Source organism: Luteibacter sahnii (assembly GCF_034063545.1).
Lineage (GTDB): Bacteria > Pseudomonadota > Gammaproteobacteria > Xanthomonadales > Rhodanobacteraceae > Luteibacter > Luteibacter sahnii.
The window spans coordinates 61,662-80,767 of sequence record NZ_JAQLOK010000011.1 but is presented as its reverse complement, the minus strand read 5'-3'; the positions used below and the strand labels follow the sequence as shown (position 1 = coordinate 80,767).

General features: G+C 55.7%; 19 protein-coding genes, 1 tRNA gene and 1 pseudogene. 14 read left to right on the top strand and 7 right to left on the bottom strand.

Translation table 11 applies throughout. The features are described from left to right. The 3 genes from PI246_RS17830 to PI246_RS17825 all read left to right on the top strand — a co-directional run. A partial coding sequence (locus PI246_RS17830; RefSeq protein WP_320552673.1) for an IS3 family transposase occupies positions 1-122 on the top strand: 122 nt, incomplete at its 5' end. Further along, complete coding sequence (locus PI246_RS18525; RefSeq protein WP_369335415.1) at positions 85-576, top strand: L,D-transpeptidase; 492 nt, start codon at positions 85-87, stop codon at positions 574-576. The genes PI246_RS17830 and PI246_RS18525, both read left to right, overlap by 38 nt. Positions 577-578: 2 nt before the next feature. Beyond that, complete coding sequence (locus tag PI246_RS17825) at positions 579-1,079, top strand: hypothetical protein (RefSeq protein WP_320552664.1); 501 nt, start codon at positions 579-581, stop codon at positions 1,077-1,079. A 57-nt stretch (positions 1,080-1,136) separates the two neighbouring features. On the opposite strand, the gene PI246_RS17820 is transcribed toward PI246_RS17825, so the two are convergent. After that, on the bottom strand, positions 1,137-1,349 hold the full coding sequence (locus PI246_RS17820) for an integrase core domain-containing protein (RefSeq protein ID WP_407069839.1): 213 nt from the start codon (positions 1,347-1,349) through the stop codon (positions 1,137-1,139). 72 nt (positions 1,350-1,421) lie between these two features. On the opposite strand from PI246_RS17820, the gene PI246_RS17815 reads away from it, so the two are divergent. The 7 genes and pseudogenes from PI246_RS17815 (at position 1,422) to PI246_RS17785 (ending at position 5,320) form a co-directional block, all read left to right on the top strand. Then, on the top strand, positions 1,422-1,631 hold the full coding sequence (locus PI246_RS17815) for a hypothetical protein (protein WP_320552663.1): 210 nt from the start codon (positions 1,422-1,424) through the stop codon (positions 1,629-1,631). A gap of 178 nt (positions 1,632-1,809) precedes the next feature. Beyond that, positions 1,810-2,151, top strand: a complete 342-nt coding sequence (locus PI246_RS17810) for a DUF1153 domain-containing protein (protein ID WP_320552662.1) — start codon at positions 1,810-1,812, stop codon at positions 2,149-2,151. Continuing rightward, on the top strand, positions 2,151-2,969 hold the full coding sequence (locus PI246_RS17805) for an IS3 family transposase (RefSeq protein WP_320552661.1): 819 nt from the start codon (positions 2,151-2,153) through the stop codon (positions 2,967-2,969). Before PI246_RS17810 ends, PI246_RS17805 begins: the two co-directional genes overlap by 1 nt. 83 nt (positions 2,970-3,052) lie before the next feature. After that, positions 3,053-3,343 carry an RHS repeat-associated core domain-containing protein gene (locus PI246_RS17800; protein WP_320552672.1) on the top strand — a complete coding sequence of 97 codons (291 nt, stop codon included), beginning with the start codon at positions 3,053-3,055 and terminating at the stop codon, positions 3,341-3,343. Positions 3,344-4,238: 895 nt separating this feature from the next. After that, complete coding sequence (locus PI246_RS17795) at positions 4,239-4,466, top strand: transposase (RefSeq protein WP_320552660.1); 228 nt, start codon at positions 4,239-4,241, stop codon at positions 4,464-4,466. Positions 4,467-4,529: 63 nt separating this feature from the next. After that, positions 4,530-4,844 (top strand): annotated as a pseudogene (locus PI246_RS17790) (integrase core domain-containing protein); the annotation flags it as partial. A gap of 92 nt (positions 4,845-4,936) precedes the next feature. Beyond that, the gene (locus PI246_RS17785; RefSeq protein ID WP_320552659.1) at positions 4,937-5,320 is read left to right on the top strand and encodes a hypothetical protein; all 384 of its coding nucleotides are present in this window, start codon (positions 4,937-4,939) and stop codon (positions 5,318-5,320) included. Positions 5,321-6,296: 976 nt separating this feature from the next. Here the strand turns inward: PI246_RS17785 and PI246_RS17780 are convergent. Beyond that, positions 6,297-7,796, bottom strand: a complete 1,500-nt coding sequence (locus tag PI246_RS17780) for a DNA cytosine methyltransferase (protein WP_320552671.1) — start codon at positions 7,794-7,796, stop codon at positions 6,297-6,299. 361 nt (positions 7,797-8,157) lie between these two features. Between PI246_RS17780 and PI246_RS17775 the strand changes: the two genes are divergently transcribed. Genes PI246_RS17775 through PI246_RS17760 form a run of 4 tightly spaced genes read left to right on the top strand, consistent with a single transcriptional unit; the run spans position 8,158 to position 15,392 of the window. Beyond that, the gene (locus PI246_RS17775) at positions 8,158-9,660 is read left to right on the top strand and encodes an ATP-binding protein (RefSeq protein ID WP_320552658.1); all 1,503 of its coding nucleotides are present in this window, start codon (positions 8,158-8,160) and stop codon (positions 9,658-9,660) included. A gap of 9 nt (positions 9,661-9,669) precedes the next feature. After that, on the top strand, positions 9,670-12,372 hold the full coding sequence (locus PI246_RS17770; protein WP_320552657.1) for a Z1 domain-containing protein: 2,703 nt from the start codon (positions 9,670-9,672) through the stop codon (positions 12,370-12,372). Beyond that, complete coding sequence (locus PI246_RS17765) at positions 12,362-13,318, top strand: PD-(D/E)XK motif protein (RefSeq protein WP_320552656.1); 957 nt, start codon at positions 12,362-12,364, stop codon at positions 13,316-13,318. The genes PI246_RS17770 and PI246_RS17765 overlap by 11 nt, the downstream gene beginning before the upstream one ends. Positions 13,319-13,334: 16 nt before the next feature. Beyond that, complete coding sequence (locus tag PI246_RS17760; RefSeq protein WP_320552655.1) at positions 13,335-15,392, top strand: AIPR family protein; 2,058 nt, start codon at positions 13,335-13,337, stop codon at positions 15,390-15,392. 115 nt (positions 15,393-15,507) lie between these two features. Here the strand turns inward: PI246_RS17760 and PI246_RS17755 are convergent, their stop codons facing one another. From PI246_RS17755 to PI246_RS17735, 5 genes are all read right to left on the bottom strand, one after another. Then, a complete protein-coding gene (locus PI246_RS17755; RefSeq protein WP_320552654.1) occupies positions 15,508-15,993 on the bottom strand; it encodes a very short patch repair endonuclease in 486 nt (161 codons plus the stop codon). A 127-nt stretch (positions 15,994-16,120) separates the two neighbouring features. Next, entirely contained in the window at positions 16,121-16,483 is a 363-nt protein-coding gene (locus tag PI246_RS17750; protein WP_320552653.1) for a hypothetical protein, read from the bottom strand. Positions 16,484-16,607: 124 nt separating this feature from the next. Beyond that, positions 16,608-16,706, bottom strand: a tRNA-Ile gene (locus tag PI246_RS17745). Between the two features lie 290 nt (positions 16,707-16,996). Next, positions 16,997-17,212, bottom strand: coding sequence for a hypothetical protein (locus PI246_RS17740; protein ID WP_320552652.1), 216 nt, complete (start codon positions 17,210-17,212; stop codon positions 16,997-16,999). Between the two features lie 150 nt (positions 17,213-17,362). Beyond that, positions 17,363-18,925 (bottom strand): hypothetical protein, encoded by a 1,563-nt coding sequence (locus tag PI246_RS17735; RefSeq protein WP_320552651.1) that lies wholly within the window; start codon positions 18,923-18,925, stop codon positions 17,363-17,365. Between the last annotated feature and the right edge of the window lie 181 nt (positions 18,926-19,106).

Genomic DNA, 19,106 nt, shown 5'->3' with positions numbered 1-19,106 from the left:
AAACGCGCGATCTGGCCCGGTCGGATGTCTTCGACTACATCGAGGTCTTCTACAATCGAACCCGCCGCCATAGTCACTTGGGCGGTGTCAGTCCCGAGGCCTTTGAAAGGGCGTCAGTGTGAGGCGGGCAAGTGTCTTAAATCTCGGGGCAGTCCAGTCGAGCCCCTTGGTCTTTCAACGGTGACTTATGACGCAAGCACGCATACGGTGACCTACACCCGGAGAGATGGCACGGTCGCGGGCTCTTTCCCAGCCAACAACATCACAAACAGGACGAGCAATGGTTCTTCACCGAACGGAACCTTCAACCGTGTCGGCTTAAACGCACACCCTGAAAGCGATGCGAACGGGCCGTACGGCTCTCACGGGATCATCACCTTTGATGTTCCGGGACGAACTGGCATGGGTTTGCATTCAGGCCGAGCTGACCGGGGTGCGCAAAATCACCCTACCCTCGGCTGCATCCGGACAACCGATGCCGCTATGGAGGCGGTGCGTGAACTCGAAAGAACTGATTCGGCAACCTCTATGAACGTTATCAACAACGATCCAAATGCATTTCGCCAAGGGACTTAGCAATGAATGAAGAAAATGACGTGCGCAGGTCGATTTCTTCGCGCATGTTCGCTCCACGTGCCTTTGTCCTAGTGTTAGGTGTGATGCTCTATTTTTTAGTTGACCCTATCTCGGCGAGAGATAGCTGTTCGCCAACGCAGAGCGATCAAGCAGTTTATCGACTGAAAGAGGCCCGTAAAAGATGGAAAACTTTACGAGTGCACCAAAAAATCTTTGCCGCCTGCGATGACGGAGAACTTGCCGAGGGGTATTCGGACGCTGTGGTTACACTATTGGCCCAGAACTGGAGTCAGTTTGGACAATTTGTTGCGCTGGCAAGAGACGACGTTGCTTTCCAGCGCTGGACGATGAAGCATATCGATGCAAGTGCTTCCACCGACGATTTAAAAAAAATTGTTGAGCATACGTCTCGCTGTACTGTTAAGGCGGATGAAAAAGAGCTTTGCCCGATGATTCGAGAGTCTGCCGAGGCTGCGTTGTCAGAGATTGAGCAGGTCGACTAAGGAATTCGCTCTCGTAACGTTGGGAGAGCCGGTGAGCGCCCCAAATCTTGAAGCGCCTTACGGTTGAGAAATCGGCGTTTTTGGGTCGGCCCGCAACGCCTCCGCGAACTGCGCTGGCGCGGCGTCGCCGAGGGACGAATGCGGGCGAAAATGATCATAGTCGCACCTCCAGGATTCGATCTTTTCGTGGGCTTCGTCGAGCGACAAAGACCAGTGCGCATTGAGACATTCGTCGCGAAACGAGCTGGCGCGTTGAGCTGTACAAGTCATTATCACTGTGTGCGTAAGCCTACACCCGACCCTTCGGACACATCTCGACCCACTTGTAAGTGAGCTAGCATAATGCCCAAACTCGACTGGCCGGCAATTTTGCATGGACCTCGCTACCTTGGCTTTCGTATCGGCTTGACAGGGGTAGGTGTTGGTTTTCTTGCGTTCATCATCGCGCTCTGTGGTTTTCTATGGGCCGGTGTTTCGGTGTTTGTCGTTGGCCTTTCTACGGTATTTGCAGGCTTTTTCATTCACATGTCAGAAGTAATTCGTCGTCGTTAGCGATGGTCGAAGTGCGACAGGCAATGGTCTTTCGAGGTGGGGTTATGCAGCAAATCCATTGGGCAGGAAGTGCCTATGTCGACTCCCCGTAAACTTGATCCAGACATAGTGACGTGGGCCCATTTTTTCGACACAGCCGATAACGAGAGGTGTAATGACCCACTGAAATCCTGCTCAGGTGTTACTTTCCCAAGGGAACACCCCCATGAGCATCGTGATGGAAGAAGAGATCAAACGCTGGACCGCCCGTCGGAAGTCGGCGCTGGTCCTTGAAGTGATTCAAGGTAAAACGTCGATATCGGAAGCCAGTCGTCAGTTCGACCTGCCTCCCTCGGAGATCGAGGGCTGGGTCGAGAATGCGAAGCGCGGCATGGAGAATGCCTTGCGTGCTAAGCCCGAAGACGTCCGGGAGCAGTACGAGCGGCAGTTGAAGGACCTTCAGGAAGCCTATGGCGAGGCCATGCTGGAGCTGCGCGCACGAAAAAAATTGAGATCCCTGCTGGGCAAGGACGAGACCTGATGGTTTCCCTTCAGCAGGGATTGCTTGCCGATGGTTTCGAGGTCTCGATGGTCAAGCTCTGTCGCTGGTTTGGTGTGGCGAGGCGGACGGTCTACTACCGCCCGACCAAGGCATTGCCGAAGATCAAGGAGGTGGTCGCCGCGCCGGTGAAAGCCCTTATCGAAGCGGAGCCATCCTTCGGCTACCGGACCGTCGCCGGCCTGCTTGGCATGAACAAGAACACGGTCCAGCGCATCTTCCAGCTCAAGGGCTGGCAGGTGCGCAAACGGCCGGCTGGCCATCGTCCACGCATCCAGGCACTGCCGTCGGTCGCCGCCAAGCCGGACGAGCGCTGGTCGACGGATCTGTGCCGGGTCTGGGGCGGCAAGGAGGGCTGGCTCAGCTTGGCGTTGGTCATCGATTGCCACACCCGCGAACTTCTTGGCTGGCATCTGTCGCGCAGTGGCAAGGCCAGCACGGCTGCCGGCGCCTTGGAGCAGGCCCTGATCAGCCGCTTCGGCACACTGGGCAAGGTCAACGCGCCCTTCCTTCTCCGATCGGACAATGGCTTGGTTTTTACCAGCCGTAAATACACCAGCCTGGTCCGCAGCTATGGCTTGCAGCAAGAATTCATCACGCCGCATTGCCCGCAGCAGAACGGCATGGTCGAGCGGGTCATCCGTACGTTGAAAGAGCAGTGCGTGCATCGTCATCGGTTCGAAAGCCTGACCCATGCCATGCGCACGATCGGCGATTGGATCCACTTTTACAACCACCAGCGACCGCATCAGGCGCTGAAGATGAAAACACCCGCCGAGGCGTATGCGTTAGCGGCCTGACCTGTGCAGGATGTGCTGGGTCATTACAATAGCTTGAACACACCCCGCGCGGTCACCAACGTCGACGGCGCCGTGGTGTGGTCATGGGCCTACCAGGGCAACCCATTGGTGAGCAGGCACCGACTTCGACCGGCGGTTATCTGCTGAACCTGCGGTTTGCGGGTCAGTACGGGGATCGGGAAAGCGGGCTCATCTACAACATTCATCGCTACTACGACAGCGCCACGGGACGATACACTCAGAGCGATCCCATGGGATTGGCTGCGGGTATAACTACATACTCGTACGTTGGAGGCATGCCACTTACACAAATTGACCCTGATGGTTTAGAGGGGATTTGGACCTTGGACTTTCGCACCTGGCGCCCGGCGTGATGAGTACGAGGCATATGAGCGATCATCTGATACATTTGATTACGATGCATTTGCGGACTACGTTAGAGATAATGCAATCGATCCATCGATCGCAGCCTCAACGCTTGCTACAACACTGGGCATAGGAACGATGCCGAAGACCGCTGCGGAACTTCGAGGCCTAGGCATTGCCAAAACAGCAATGAATCCTTATACAAGCCAGCTCAGCAGGTGGTCCGGCAGGCTTGGCACGCGATCGCTGCGATTGATCGGCAGAACGAGCGCGGGAGTGACTGCAGGAGCTATCGCAACTGGTGCAACCATCTTTGAAGGCTTTTACGACTTGAGTATCGAAGGTCAAGCGGCGGCATTTGCCACGAAGACCAAGGCATGTGGCTGCAAATGACGGGACAAGAATGCCATGTCGGTCGACATTGAGTTTCTCTCGCGTCAAAGACTCGCTGCTATCTTCAATATACCGGTGGATCAAATCCGACCTGACTGGATCTTTGGTAGTGACCTTAAGTCGAGTTTTCGATCCGACTTTGCACGAAACGAGTTCGACGTTGTCAATGATGACATCCACGACGTCGCCGATAGGAATGCCACGCGCCTTCTTGGTGAAGGGCGGCTAGTAATTTCAACCGTCGGTAAATACTGCGAATTCATGGTCAACCTAAGCCGGAATAACTTCGACGTTGTTAAACGCGTGCTCACATCGATCACTGGGCTTCCCGGAAGGCCTGGGCTTTAAGTCTTCAACGAGCGTGATGATCGTTATCGATAGATCGACGTTTTTGCCTGAAAGGCCGCACTGCGATCGTAAGCTCCCTGACGTGGCCCACTTTTTCGACACAGCCCATAACGAGAGGTAAGGTCGCTTCACCCACAGGCCCGATCGGGCCCCGGAGGAGCGATGAAGAAGTCGCGGTTTACCGAAGAACAAGTCATCTACGCGTTGCGCTTGGCGGAGTCAGGAACTCTCGTCACGGACGTATGTCGGCAGATGGGCATCAGCGAGGCCACCTTCTACGTCTGGAAGAAGAAGTACGCCAGCCTCGGCGTGGCCGAGCTGCGCCACCCAAGTGGCAATGGGCGTAGCATCGAGACGGGTAGTCATCGTCGCAACTCCTGTCGTGTGTAAGAACATTTAGGATGCTCTCGTCGACGGTGGCTGCCCACTAAATTACGCTTCGGAAGGTACTACGGCACCGAGTTCACCAGCAAGGTCGTTGACGAATGGACCTACAGCCACGGCATCCACTTGGATTTCATCCGCCCGGGACGTCCGACGGAGAACGGTATGATCGAATCATTCAACGGTCGCTTGCGCGACGAATGCCTCAACGTCCATGCGTTCGAATCGATCGAGGATGCGCGGCAAATACTGGAAGCCTGGCGCAACGACTACAACCAGCATCGACCCCACGGATCGCTTGGCCATCTGAGCCCGAGCGAGTACGCACTGAAAGGTCAGGAAGCGAGGTCAAAAGCGCCCCGACTCGAGTTTAAACGTGTATGAAAAATGGGACGACGTCACATCCGCGGCATTGATGTGACAGTGCGCGGCATCGTTATCAACGGACAATTTAATATTGGAACGGCGTTCATTGCATGATGATTACTGCGGTCGAACACAGGGCTTTATCAGAAATCCTGCTTTCTCTCGGAGTGCGCGAGTCCCATCTAGAGCCGTTTCTTGAGCGCCTGACAGTTCACCGGCGCGAATGGAGCGAAGACGTGGCTGATGCGCAGAAATGCATTGGCCAGTTCGTATATTTCTTGCCGAGCGAGAAGTTACCCGTGGACTCGTCAGTGACGCATAAAGGCGTATGGGCCTCTCATGCTGAAGAAGCCGGTGGCGCCGATTTCTTACTATTCTTCAAGTCCGGTGTTCCTCAATTTCTTGAGGTTGGATTTTTTGGAATTTCGGTCCCCAAGACCATAATGAATGGATCAGTCGCTGACTTTGACTTTAGGGCCTGCGGCATAAATTAGGGGTGCATCGCGTGTTTGTGGCGAGCGTAGCGTTCAGAAGCTCTGCGTTAGTGCCACAATCAATCTCCTGGGGCAATATGCCAAAGAGCGCCTGCCTTTGAGATGCTGGCAATCCCCGCATATGGATTCGCCGTCTGACCATTTAAGTTGTTGTATGAACCGTAACCGCAGGAATAAACCTGGAAGGGTCGTTCGGCAAAAGAGAATGCGTCACGCAATATGTGAAAGCAAAAAAGGAGGCCAGCGGCCTCTGTGGGTTTAACCAAAAGCCGCAACCGTCGCCTCAGGGTCTTCTAACGATTCCGTGCGATCCGGATACCAATGCTGCTACTAGTTAGCGGCCATAAGCTGCTACTTTCCGCGAGCAATGACCCCATAAGGTGCGATTTTCGCCGGCACCCTCAGCGCACACGCCTCAGACACTCGCTGACGCCTGATATTCATCAAGCGCGTGCGCCGCGATGTACCAGAAAAACGACGGGGAACAGACAATCTGGTACGTCCGATCAACCGTAGTCAGACACTAATCGCAGCAGGCAAACCAGCGCCACAGTGAAGCGTAAAAAGATAGCCTACGAAAACTTCAGGCACCACGGCGCGGCATCACCCGCCTCGAATCGCCGGATTCACCCGCGCATTAACGCTTATCTGATGGATTAGGCGCCTCTAAATCAGACTTCAGGCTTTCGTCCTCGCCCAAAGTCATATCCGGGCTCTGCGCGCAAGCGGTCAATCATCTGTAGGGTGTCCATCGCTGCCTTGAACATCTGCATCCCAGTTTCGCCGTGGAAATCCGTCTCCAAAGTACCGTCCGCGTGCATGGCAATGGAGCACGACCATACAACTGACGATGGCTTTCGCTCTGTGATAGCCATGGGGTTCCAACTAATCTTCGGCATATACACCCCTTCAATCCGCGCGCCGAGCTTATACCACCGCGAAGAAACAAGAAACGCAACTGTCGGTACAGCAGAACTTAGTTCTTCAAGATTGAATAGACGACATCTGCGATTTGCGTAGCCATCCACGGAGGTACGGCATTGCCAACTTGACGATACTGCGCACCCCTTGCTCCTTCAAAGAAGTAATTGTCCGGAAACGTTTGAAGTCGCGCAGCCTCACGCACAGACAGACTACGCATCTGGCTGGCATCAGGATGAATGAAGTAGTGGCCATCTTTTGATAGATGACTCGTTACAGTCGAGCTAGGCTTGCTCCCGATCTGAACTTTGAAACGATCGACAAATTTGCCGCTTCCCCAGTTTGCGTGGGAAGGATGGAGTGCATCAGGAAACTCTTCCGCGCCCCGCGGAGATCGCTTATGGACCTCCCCAAAAGCTGCCGCGAACGCATAACGCGCAATGTCCGCTGACATGTGATCGCGAACTTCATGATTAAGAATTCCATCAAGCTTCCCGTCCACGAGCCATTTACTGAGATGACTCGGAACTACATCGCTTTCGGCGGACTTAGGCATCCACCGCCCTCCACTTCCCGGATCGGATCGCTTCACTCTCGCCGCAAGTCTGTAGAGCCTCTCCGAAACCTTTTGATCGTCCACCATATCGCCCGCACCAGAAAACAAGGTGTACGCGAAGTCCGACCACGAGCTGATGTCCACATCGGTTGTACCACTGCGGAGGCGAGGCAGACCGCCAATCGCATCTAGAACACCAAATCGATCGTTGCTCGTTCGCAGATGTCTAAGTCCGCGTGCGTTCACATCATCACGAATTCCAAGGAGCACAACACGATGCCTAGCCTGTGGAACACCAAGCTCCTCCGCCCTCAGCAAAAAGCTTGGCTCCTTACCGCGGGAAGTCGGCTCCGTCATCGGAACAATCCGATACCTAGGGCCCTTCACTCCCCCGGGCATATGAAGGTCATCGAGAATGCGTGGGAACATCAAGCTGCCCCCCACCTTCGAAGAGAGAATGCCTTTGACATTCTCCATGACAAAAACCGCTGGACGGAATTTGCGCACAATTTCCAAATAGTGCGTGTACAGGAAATGGCGGTGATCCTCTTCAGGCTTGTATCCAGCCGTACCTGCGTTCCGGGCGCGACCGACTAGGGAATAGGCTTGGCATGGTGGGCCACCAATCAAAACCCAAGGCCGCTCTTGCTTTGCAACCTCACGAATCCGTCCATGTAGATAGAGATCGTCGTCGGGGACTCCTAATGTCAGCTGTCGAGCTTCGCGCCCCGCCTCTTCCCAATCTGATCTCGTCGCTTCCGTCCAAGGAAGTTCCCGTCGCCCCGCGACATAGTCGTAGTAGCTCTTGGGTGCGTGCCCTGGTGCAAAGCGCCGGAAGAACGCACGAAGTCGAAGCGTCTTGGCGGCGTTTGACTCCATCTCAGCCGAAATGGCAATGCGAAATGGCCGAGAGCCGGCCTTTGTGGTGGGAGCGTAGGCACTAAAGCCCTCACCGAGGCCGCCGGGGCCGGCGAAAATGTCGACGACAGGGATGTACATAGTCAATTGAGCTTCTGAACGTTCAATTATAGAACGCCAGGATCTCACCTAGTGAGAAATTGTCAACGGCCGTCCGCCGGCCGCGCCCTATACATTCCGGCCCACGGAAGCCAACATTCATGGCCCGCGCCCCCCCTCTGCGGCGCGATTGCGACGCGAAGGCGCCCCACCGAGGGATGCCAATTATTTGACGTTGTGCGATTGTTTGGCGGAGCGCATTGCATTGAGAGACGATCGACATACTTTGATCGCGCGCGCGGACTTAAAGTATATTTCGAAGGGCGATCAGAGCGCCGTCCGGACCGATTTCAGTCTCAGGACTTGCTGCTCGACGCGGTAAACGGGGATAAGGACGATAAGCGTGCTCAAAGACAGCCAAGGAAAGCTGACGTTGCGGCCGAGCGCCGCGCGACTTCTAGAGTCGATGCGCGATATCGGCTACTCGTTCGAAAGCGCACTCGCGGACATCGTGGACAACTCGATTTCAGCTTCCGCGTCATCGATAGACATCATCAACGACATCCAGCCCGGCGATGGGCCATATCTGGCCGTGTTGGATAACGGTCGCGGAATGAGCTCCGATGAGCTCACCCGTGCAATGCAACATGGAAGTCGCAGTCCTCGCGATATTAGACATACTGGCGACCTAGGCCGATTCGGCCTCGGCATGAAGACGGCATCGTTCAGTCAGTGCAGGAGGTTGACTGTGGTGTCTCGGGCAGGCGGCTCGCTCGAGGCACGTTGCTGGGACCTCGATCTCGTAATAAGCGAAGACGAATGGATTCTCGAACTTCTGGACGAAAGGGATATTCAAAAACTTCCCCTCGTCGATAGTATTGGCCCGAGCGGAACACTTGTCCTGTGGCAGAAGCTCGACCGACTGGATACCCTCGGCGATGAACCTGATCAGAAGTACGCCGCACTAAACGAGCTGTTTGGTCGAGCCCGAGCTCATCTGGCACTGACATTTCACAGATTCCTGGCCCCTGAGTACGACGATCCAAAATCAAAAGTGATCTTACGCATAAATGGGGCCGAGCTCGAAGCGGCAGACCCTTTCGCTCAAGCATGCACTCCGTCGGCTGATGCCCACGAAGTTGAGCTAATACGGATGGGCAAGGCGGAGATCGCAGTACAAGGCTTTACGCTTCCGCACCACCAGAATCTTTCTACCACGCAGATGACGGCGCTTGAGCTCGGCTCATCACTCGTTGAAACGCAGGGTCTGTACATCTACCGCGCAAGGCGCCTGGTGTCCGGAGGTACATGGCTCGGGCTCGCTCGACGCTCTGAACTGACAAAGTTGCTGCGCGTTCGCGTCGATGTACCTACGTCCCTAGATTCCGAATGGAGCATCGACGTCAGGAAGTCGCGCATCAGCATTCCAGCTGCAATCCGAGCGCGGCTTCGCCCGCTCATCCAGCGAATGACTGAAGCCGCGCGCAGGCCTTATACATATCGAGGCAGCCGACAAGCATCAGGCCCAGGCCTCTCTCTATGGTCGCGAGTTGAAGAACGCGGCTCAGTCAGATACGAGATTCGCCGAGATCATCCCATGATATCCGTGCTCCAAGAAGCTGCGGGGAACCGGGCAGAGGTCGCATCGATTCTACTTGCCATCGAGGCCACACTTCCTCTTGAAACGCTGTTCTCCGACATCGCTGCAACTCCAAAGTCGGTTCGTCAGCAGCAAGTGGAAGATGGGGAGCTGAGGCTGCTTCTAGCCGCGTTCGTCGAGGCGATGGCGCCTGGCAAACAGACTCTCCCAAGCGCCATAGCAGAAACGATCCTGGCAACCCCGGTGTTCGCCGGTCAGCCATCCGCACGCGCGGTCCTTGCAACCATGCGCAAGATAGAAAAATAGGGAAGCCGTATGTCAACCGAACAATTGCTTGGTCTCGCGCGGATGGCCATGGCCCAAAGGGCCGCACAAACGCCTGACGAGATAATCAAGGTGGTACGTGATCTAGCGGCGCTTCCGTTTCTTCAGCCGAAGCCTACAGATTCGGAGATCGCCGAGGCGGCCAAGCAGATCGAACGCGAGTTCGAGGTTGTCCTGGGCCCGGCACACACCATTCAAGCAAGCGGGCACAAGCCGTGGCTCAAAGCTCGAGCTCATGAGATCAACTTTCGATACTGGCGTCGCTATCGTGACTTCCTAATCGCAGGAGGCATGAGCGAACACGTGGTAAATGCTGTAGCAACGGTTACGGATACCATCGTCGACTTGGCAGGCGATCCGAATACAGAGGGTAGCTGGTCGCGACGCGGCTTGGCTGTTGGGCACGTTCAAAGCGGAAAGACCGCCAATTATCTCGGCGTTATCAACAAGGCTTCCGACGTCGGTTACCGCGTGATTATTTTGATTGCGGGCGTCCATAGCAATCTCCGCTCGCAAACACAGGAGCGAGTCGATTTCGGCTTTGTCGGACGCGACAGCGATCAGATCCTCAGCCGACAAACGAACGTCGACCGTGTAGGCGTCGGCGAAATAAACCCCGGCTTCACTGCAACCGCATACACAAGCCGGGCGCACGACTTCAGCCGAGCCCGAGCCGAAAGCTTGGGAAATCCCCTTCAAAATAACCTCGAGCCCGTCATCCTCGTCATAAAGAAGAATCCATCGATTCTTAATAACTTAATTGACTGGATTCGTGGCACCAGCGCTTCGAAGGGCGGCCTTACCTTACCCATGCTCGTCATTGATGACGAGGCGGACAATGCTTCGGTTGATACATCGAAAGATCCAGATGCGCCTCGGACGATCAATCGACTCATCAGAGAGCTGCTTAGTCTTTCTACCCGAAATGCATATATCGGTTACACAGCCACGCCATTCGCGAACATATTCATCGATCCTGACGTGGAAAATGAGGGCCAGGGTAAAGATCTCTTTCCTCGCGACTTCATCATTGGATTGGAGCCCCCCTCCAACTACGTTGGAGCGCGTGAGTTCTTCCTGTCTGATGAAGACAGCCTCACCGTTGACCTGACGGAGACGGACGAGTGGCTTCCGGTTACGCACAAGATCGACTGGCTTGTCGACACGCTTCACCCCAGCCTGACCGAGGCCATCGACTGCTTCGTACTATCGAAAGCAATTCGCATTCTGCGAGGGCAAGGGAGCAAACATCACTCGATGCTCGTGAACGTCTCACGATTCACGAAGATACAGGGGGATATCGCACGCGCCATAGCGCAACATCTTATGGCCATGCAGTTGGCGATTGAGAACCGACATGCCCTGCCGGTTGAAATGGCGCTTCGCGATCCACTGCTGAGGGCGCTCCACGCCACCTGGACCAAGCACTACTCCAACGCAAAGGAGAATTGGCAAGAGATCCAGGCGGCACTCCATCGCGCCGCGGCAGGAATGTCCGTCGTAGAGGTAAATGCGTCAAGAAACTCAGGGAAGCTTGACTACGGTAAGTACGCCGACACCGGCCTCAACGTCATCGCAGTCGGCGGTAACTCTTTGTCGCGCGGATTCACCCTGGAGGGGCTAACGGTAAGCTATTTCCTGCGCAACACGCAGATGTACGACACACTTCTGCAGATGGGTCGCTGGTTCGGCTACAGGGATGGGTATCGGGACCTTTGCAGGCTGTTTCTTCGTCCGGAAGCCAGCGATTGGTATGGCTTTATTGCCGATGCCACCGAGGAATTACGCGACGAGATTCGTAGAATGGAGCTAAATGGGCTCACTCCAATGGATTTCGGCTTAGCAGTACGAAGCCATCCAGGCACACTTCTGGTAACCGCCCGCGACAAGATGCGCAACGCGGAGCAAATAGTTCGCGAAATTTCACTGTCGGGAAAGCTAGTCGAGACATCGGTTCTGATCGCTTCCGAAGCTGCGAGAACTCGGAACATTGCCGCCGTCACGGACTTGGTCGAAAAAATGATGGCCTCTCCGGATGTATCGCACGACCAAGTTGGGGAGGGGCGATTTCCAAACCATCTCTTCAGCGGCGTGAGTTCCGATCTTATCTTGGATTTTGTCTCCTCGTTCGGAACTCATCCGGGCCAGCTGGACGTTCAGACTGCCCCATTGACTACATTCATTCGCGACCGAAACTTTGATGGCTGGCATGTAGTGCTTGTCTCAAGCTCGAAGGCAGATGCCGCAACGGCCAAAATCCACGGGCTTGAGTTCGGATATCAGACTCGCGCGGTCACGCCGAGTAGTTCGGGACGCTTTGACAACGCCCTATTGGTCTCTGGCACCAAGAGGCGAGTGGCATCACGCGGCCTGGAGCGCGTTGGCCTAAGTGAGACTGAACGCGCTGCAGCGGAAGCTACTCACGATGGAAGCACAAATAATATTGCCGATCATGTGTATCGGAGCCACCGGACACGGCCACTTTTGATGCTCCACTTACTCCAAACACACACACAGAATGTTCCGCACGAAGACAGGGGCGTTCATGCGGCGTACGGCCTTAGCTTCCCCGGTCTGGCGGCAGGCGCAAAGGAGAAGCTTGTTTCCTACACCGCCAACGTCATCGCGTATCGCGAACTTTATGGAGCCCTAGACGAGGAAACCGACGACGAGAATGAAGTCGATGGCGAATGACGACCCGTGGTTAGAGATCGGCAGAGACGGCGACCGACTGGTGGGACGCCGCATAGACGAACAGCACGCACTCGATCTCTATTGGGTGCGGAGGAGTGACGGCGTTCCGGGCCTTCTCCTGCGTGACGTAGTCACCGAGTCAATTCCCGCGAAGCTCCCCAGCCTTCGCGGCGTCGCCCTTGAGACAGAATCCGACGCAGGTGCCTCCGAGGTGCGGATCTTTCTTCGGACAGCAGAAGACCGCGAAGTATTCTTAACGCTCTGCCGCGATGTGATCCATTATTCATCGAAAGAGCCGACGGCCGCGGCCGCGACGAAACGAGTGTTCCGCCGGATGGAACACTGGCATTCCTTGATGACCAAGGCAAGGACGTCGGTTATGGAGGGGCACGAAATCAGGGGCTTGCTGGGGGAACTACATGTTCTAGAGAAGCTGATTGCTTCTCTGGGCATTGAGACTGCATTGCACGCGTGGGTTGCACCGGACGACCATCCACAGGATTTCGCGCTTTCGGACAAGATCGTTGAGGTCAAGACGAGATCAGCGGGATCAAGGCAAGAGGTTCAGATCTCATCGCTTGAGCAACTCGATTCCGCTCACCTACCCCTCTTCCTACTGATAATCGAACTTGTCCACGCGAAGGCAGGGGACGGCTTGTCGCTAAACCAGGCCTGCGATCGCCTTCTTGCAGTCGCTAGACACTCGACCGTGGACCAAGAAGATGCATTAGAAGCTGCGCTGCTGAAGCGTGGCTACGTTCGGAACAAGGCATACGATGAGGATAGCTATGTCGTGACCGGTGAGCTTGCATACAAGGTCGACAAGCTCTTCCCCAGAATCTCGCGAGCTTTCGTAGCACCCGCCATTACCGGGGCACGCTACACCCTCGACCTGTCCCAGCTCGGCGGCTTTGCTGTACCGTCAAGTCTTATTCTCGGAACCTGAACCAGAGACACGCCACATGGCCATGGACGAAGAAGTAGCGTTCTACAGACACTCGCTGCTCAGTGAGATCGACGCGGAGCAAGCTGCCGGCATGGGCTATACCGCGACTCGATTTGTGGATCGCGCTTGCGCGACTCTCGAGGCGGGAGAGGAATTTACTGAGTACAACATCTGCAGACTAATCGGACGTACCTCACAAGGCTGGAGCGTTCAGCTCGACGCTTACAGTTTTTCTCCCAGCGACGGCGTACTCAACCTCATCGTATCGATATTTTCCGGATCCGATGAGCCTGATCCCATCCTTACGGAAGAAGCAAGGCGCACCGTCCAAGCCGCATTTCGCTTCCTTACCGGCAGCGTGCACGAGTCGCTTGCATCTTCCTGGGACGAAAGTCACGATGCTCATGCAGTCTGCAGAGAGATCTTTTCATTCGCAACAAGCGGTGAAATGACGAAGGCCTGCATCTACCTGATATCTGATCGGCCGTTGGGCGGTTCAATTGGCAAGATACCGGAAATGGCAATGGGTGCGCTTTCGGTCGAGGCTCATCTTTGGGATATCGCGCGCTTGGCACGAATGGAAGCGTCTGCCCGGGGCCGAGAGGAAATCTCAATCGATTTCATCGGCGAGTATGGGGAGGGAATTCCCGCGTTAGCCGCGGGCCTCGACGAAGCGTCGCAATACGAGTCTTACCTGTGCGTTATGCCAGGAAGGATTCTTGCCTCGCTCTACGACAGTTTTGGCGGTCGTATTCTTGAGCAGAACGTACGAGCGTTTCTTGGCGACAATCGAAAGGTAAACAAAGGAATACGGGACACCATTCGCGCTGAGCCGGGCATGTTTTTTGCCTTCAACAATGGATTGACCGTCACGGTTTCCGATCTCGAGGTAAGCACTACAAGCACAGGGTACACCGAGATAGTTAAGGCCCAGGGGCTGCAGATCGTAAATGGAGGGCAGACTACAGCGTCCCTATACTGGGCTAGTAAGGCCGGAGCCGACCTATCGAAAGTGAGGGTTCAGATGAAGCTCTCGCGATTGAACGAAGACGGGTTCGAAGATGCGGTCCACAACATCGCGCGCTATGCGAATGCCCAGAATGCAGTGTCTGCGTCCGACCTTTTCGCCGGACACCCCTATTTCAAGAGACTTGAGTCAATCTCCCGCCAGACGCTGGCTCCTCCGGGAGCTCCAAGCGAAGGAAATACGTATTGGTATTTTGAGCGAACAGCTGGAAGTTACAAGGTTGAGCTCAAGAGGAAAAAGGGCGTTGCGGGGAAGTTTTGGCAGGTGTTGAACCCCAAAAAGCAGCTTCTGTCGAAGACCGACGTCGCTCGATATGAGTCGACATTCGACGGCCTACCCAACGTGGTGAGTTCGGGCGCACAAAAAAACATTGCTGCGTTCGGCAAGAACGTGATTCAGGCCTGGGCGAAGGATCCTGCGCGCTTTGACACTGTCTATTTTCAACGCCTGGCTTGTCGCGCAATTTTGACCCGCGCCGTCGATGCTGCCATTCCGGCGCAAACCTGGTATCCAGGCTCGATTGTCCGCCCATTGACTACCTATACCCTGGCAATCATGAGCGCTCGGATGCGTGACCTTGACGTTCAACTGAACTATGGAGAGATCTGGAAGCTTCAGCGAGCCCCCAGCTACTTTATGGCTGAGGCAACCCGCGTTGCGCAGGAGGTTCTGCCCCTACTGATGGAGATCCCCGAAGAACTGGTACGCAACCGCCTTGTGACGGAATGGGTAAAGCGTGAAGCATGCTGGATTCGCGTACAGGAAAGCAGCATACGTCTTTCGAATGCATTCCTCGCGAACCTAGTACCGGACAACGATCAACGGGGAGGAAGTCGGTTTTCCTGGCGGGAGCGCGCCCACCAGCTCTGGAGTGACGGCACTTGGCGGCGACTCCGGGACTGGAACGAGGCAGAAGATCAGCTCACTGACGGCGAGAAGGAAGTCGTTGAGTGGGCGGCATTGACGGGGACGTTCGCACCAAAAGCATTCCGCCTCAAGAAATTGGAAGAAGCATTCCGACGCGGCCTTGAAGAGGGTTTCGTATGAAACTACCGCATCAGTATCTTTACCTTTCGCGGATGTGGGGTTAACTGCTCCTCGTCGACTTCGTCGCCCACCACCAGCCTTGGTCGGCACCAGCGACGTACCGCTGCTTTGATACTCAATTACCCTCTGGACCGGTACTCTGCGATAGGTGTGTCCGGATACCGCCCATTCCAATGTCTATTTCGGACTGCTCAGATTCAACGAACATAGCCAGCGCATGGAGCGATACGGCCTCAGCCTTCCTAAGCGCGCACTCCCAAATAACTCCAACGCGCCAACCACGGGATCTCAGTTCAGCCTGAGTTCGCTGATCTCGCCTGGCGTTGTCATTGATCTTCTTCAGCCAGAAATCTGCCCTCGTCGCGGGTTTCGTCGCGAACGGGCAACCATGATGACCATGCCAGAAACATCCTTGGACCTGAATCACTGCATTCCATCGCGGGAGGACGAGGTCTGGACGGCCAGGTAAACCTCCGACATGAAGCTTGTAACGAAAGCCTAGCCCATGTAGATATCGACGTACTTGCAACTCGGGCTTCGTGTTTGACCCTTTGATGCCCGACATCATCTTCGATCGCAATTTTGCCGAGACGGTATCCATATATGCTGATCAGTCGTCCAAAAGGTCAGTGTCGACATCAGTTCGATTCGGAAAGCTTAGCACCGGTCTCGACTGCACAGGGACCGCGAAAGCTCGAACGCCAGAAAATCGCCCCGCTGTTCCGGTATCAAAAATAATCGGATCGGCCCATAGAATACCGAATGAAAGCATCTTCAAGATCTTTGCCGGTGATGACACTTTCTCCACGAAGCCACTTCGTCTGCATCCGACGTTCCACTTGGTACCATACGTCAAACTCATCACGCTCAAGGATGATCCCCGCCCGCGCGGCTCTCAACGCGGGATCCTCAACCGCGTTACGCGTCGGATCGGCTTGGCGCAAAACGCGGACATTCCGATCAGCGTACGTCACGGCGACATCGACGGCTTGCGTGCCAATTGACGCCGCAAAGGATGCGGCCCAAACCGCTCGTTCAAGATCATCCATCACTAGCCACTCAGCGAGGCTGGGAATGTGGTTGCTTGTCATGAAAGCCGCACCAGTCATTGGAATGCATCTATCAACTGCCACACTCCGCGCATGACCTCAACCGCAGCCACAGCGACGCGACAGGCGGCAGATGCCCGCGGGGTATAGCCGCTGGTCTATGAATTGGTGCCCTCGACAGGACTCGAACCTGCATGCGTGGCTTATCTGGCCACTGCCTTCATCCGGGTATAAACCGGACGCCTAACCTCTCGGCCACGAGGGCGGAACTCGCAAGAGCATTGCTCAATCGCAAGTTCGGGGTATTCGTCCGCGGTGGGTATGGAAAAGGACCATGGCCGGAGCTTAGCAGCATGCCCGCGATAATCAACTACGTAGTTGGCCCGCTGATCAGCGAGGGTCCCCACCCCGGTTCAGCGTAATCAATTGGATAGATATGCCCCGGGAAGCGTTCGAATGGGGGCGGCGCGCCGCGCGAGCAACGAAGTCGTGTACGTGGACTGCAGTGCCATCTCACAGCAGGAGCGGTGACGGCCTTAGCCCTGCTCCTCCAACTCAACCGTTGGGAGGGACCTTGCCGAACAATGCTGTCCACGCTGCTCTTGAGTAGTGACTCAGCTCGGCCTCGCTGGTTACATCCTCAAGCAACAACTTCATGTCGTGCATGTCCGATACGGGCTGCAGTGGACCAGGCCTTCGATCGATGGCAATGATCGCGATCGCAAGGGCAGCCTTTATGAGATGAGATTCGCGCATCGGGGAGATCTGCATACGGTTCTCCTGAAGACAGCATTAAACCTTTAACTTGCGCGTGAGGCCGGAAAGGAACTCCGGCAATCTGGCGGCGCCGTAGGGCATTCCAAGCGCAAATCGGATTGCGACGATCTGCCCGTCTCAATTTACGCCTGGAGATAATGATTGTCACGAAGGCAAACGCGCCAACATGTCAACCGCGGAAAATGCTGCTGCCTGTACGACAGCATCCAACGCCCCGTCGGCGACGTCGAACGGCTTCTTACCGTCCAAGTGAGCGCTGGGCGTTGCGAGCCAACGCAACTGCGCCCACCCACGAGAGTCGTCCGGTAGTTGGTACAGCAGCTCCCTTATCCCCGGCTTCACATGGAATCCCTGAAATTGAAACGCTGGATAGATCCGGCAACCGGTCACAGGAAGCCAAACACCCAACAAATTCTTCTCCCGCTCCAACACCAGAGCGTCCTTCGTCCAGCAGCCCCTCAAATATTTGTAAACGCGCCTATCGGCCACCCAATCGGCGCACATGCTCAGTAGTTCATTCTCGACGCCGCGAAGATCACGCCAACGATCTTTCCAAACTGAGAGAAACTCTGCTCTCACTCCTTCATCCAGGGCCTGCTGGCCCGAAATCGGTAAGGTGATATCCCGCTCCCGGACGCCCTCGGCAATGAGTCGACCTATCATTTCATCGACGGTAACTGTGGCGATCGGAGGATCCGACGGTCGGAGCACCGCGAAAATCCTCGCGTCCTCTGCGGCGCTGCATCGAGCGCGCGCAACGAGCACCGGCAGATGGCCGTAGACCTCTACCTCGACTGCAGTAGCCGCCTCGTCCGGCTGCGCGGCTTCCACCGACCACAGCTCCGGATGTCGACCTTTCAGCGACAGAAGAAGCTTTACCCTAGCCTCTACACTCTTGCTTGTCCGGAGATTGACCTTGTCGTCTCTGATGCCTCCAACCGTTCCGTCGTTCGAGTAGAGCTGGGCGAGCGAGCGAAGCAATTCAGCGAACCGACTTACATCCTCCTCTGAATAGCTGCTCAGCTTCGCTGTTTGGTACAGAGGCTCATAGATCCCTGCCACTCTCAACGCACGAAGCAGGGCGACAGAAATCCCGATTGCGTCCGCCGCGTCGCGCACGTGAACAGGGGCGTATCTAGAGAGCTTCCACGTACGCAGCCAGTCCATGTCGACCAGGAAGTTCCTGTTTCGACGATGCTGGTCTGCCTCCAGCGAGGGAATCTGTCCGGCCTTGACACGTTTGGCCAACGTACGTGGATCCATCCCGATCTGCGCCGCAGCCTCCAGAATGGTTCCCCACCTACAAGACATCGGCTTCTGCCCGTTCCGTCCACGAAGCAGCCTCTCTCGCGGCAGATACCTTGCCCCGAACTTCAGAACCTGATCCTTTAGAAAAGCAAAGTCGTCCGGCCCGGTTCTTCCCGAGGTATTATCAAGCGTGTGAAAGGCCCATGCGAACAAGCTCCGGAATGCTTCGCTGAAGGGATCCTTCTGTATTTGTTGAGCATATCGCTCTTCTAGATGTGTCTGGAACGCACCCGGCCAATCATCAAGTATTCGCGCCACCGACTCCAGCTGTCCAACAGTAATAATGCTTTCTCGCGATCGCCCTTGGCCGAGCGTGCTTCCTGAGACAGGCACGCGAGCAGCAAGTACAAAAACGAGGCGACTCAGGCCATAGATCGACAGATGCGACAGGTGTGACATCTCGTCCGGGGTGTCACGTGATTCAATGTCTCTGTAAAGTGCAGCCTCCAAGGCGCTGACCAGCCGCCCTAGCGATTCCGTGCAATCTGGCCCTACGCCGCGCTGAATGGTCAGGTCCCCACCGCATCGGCATTGACCTAGACTCGGTCGATTCCACTCAAGTGTCTTGCTGCAGGCGGCA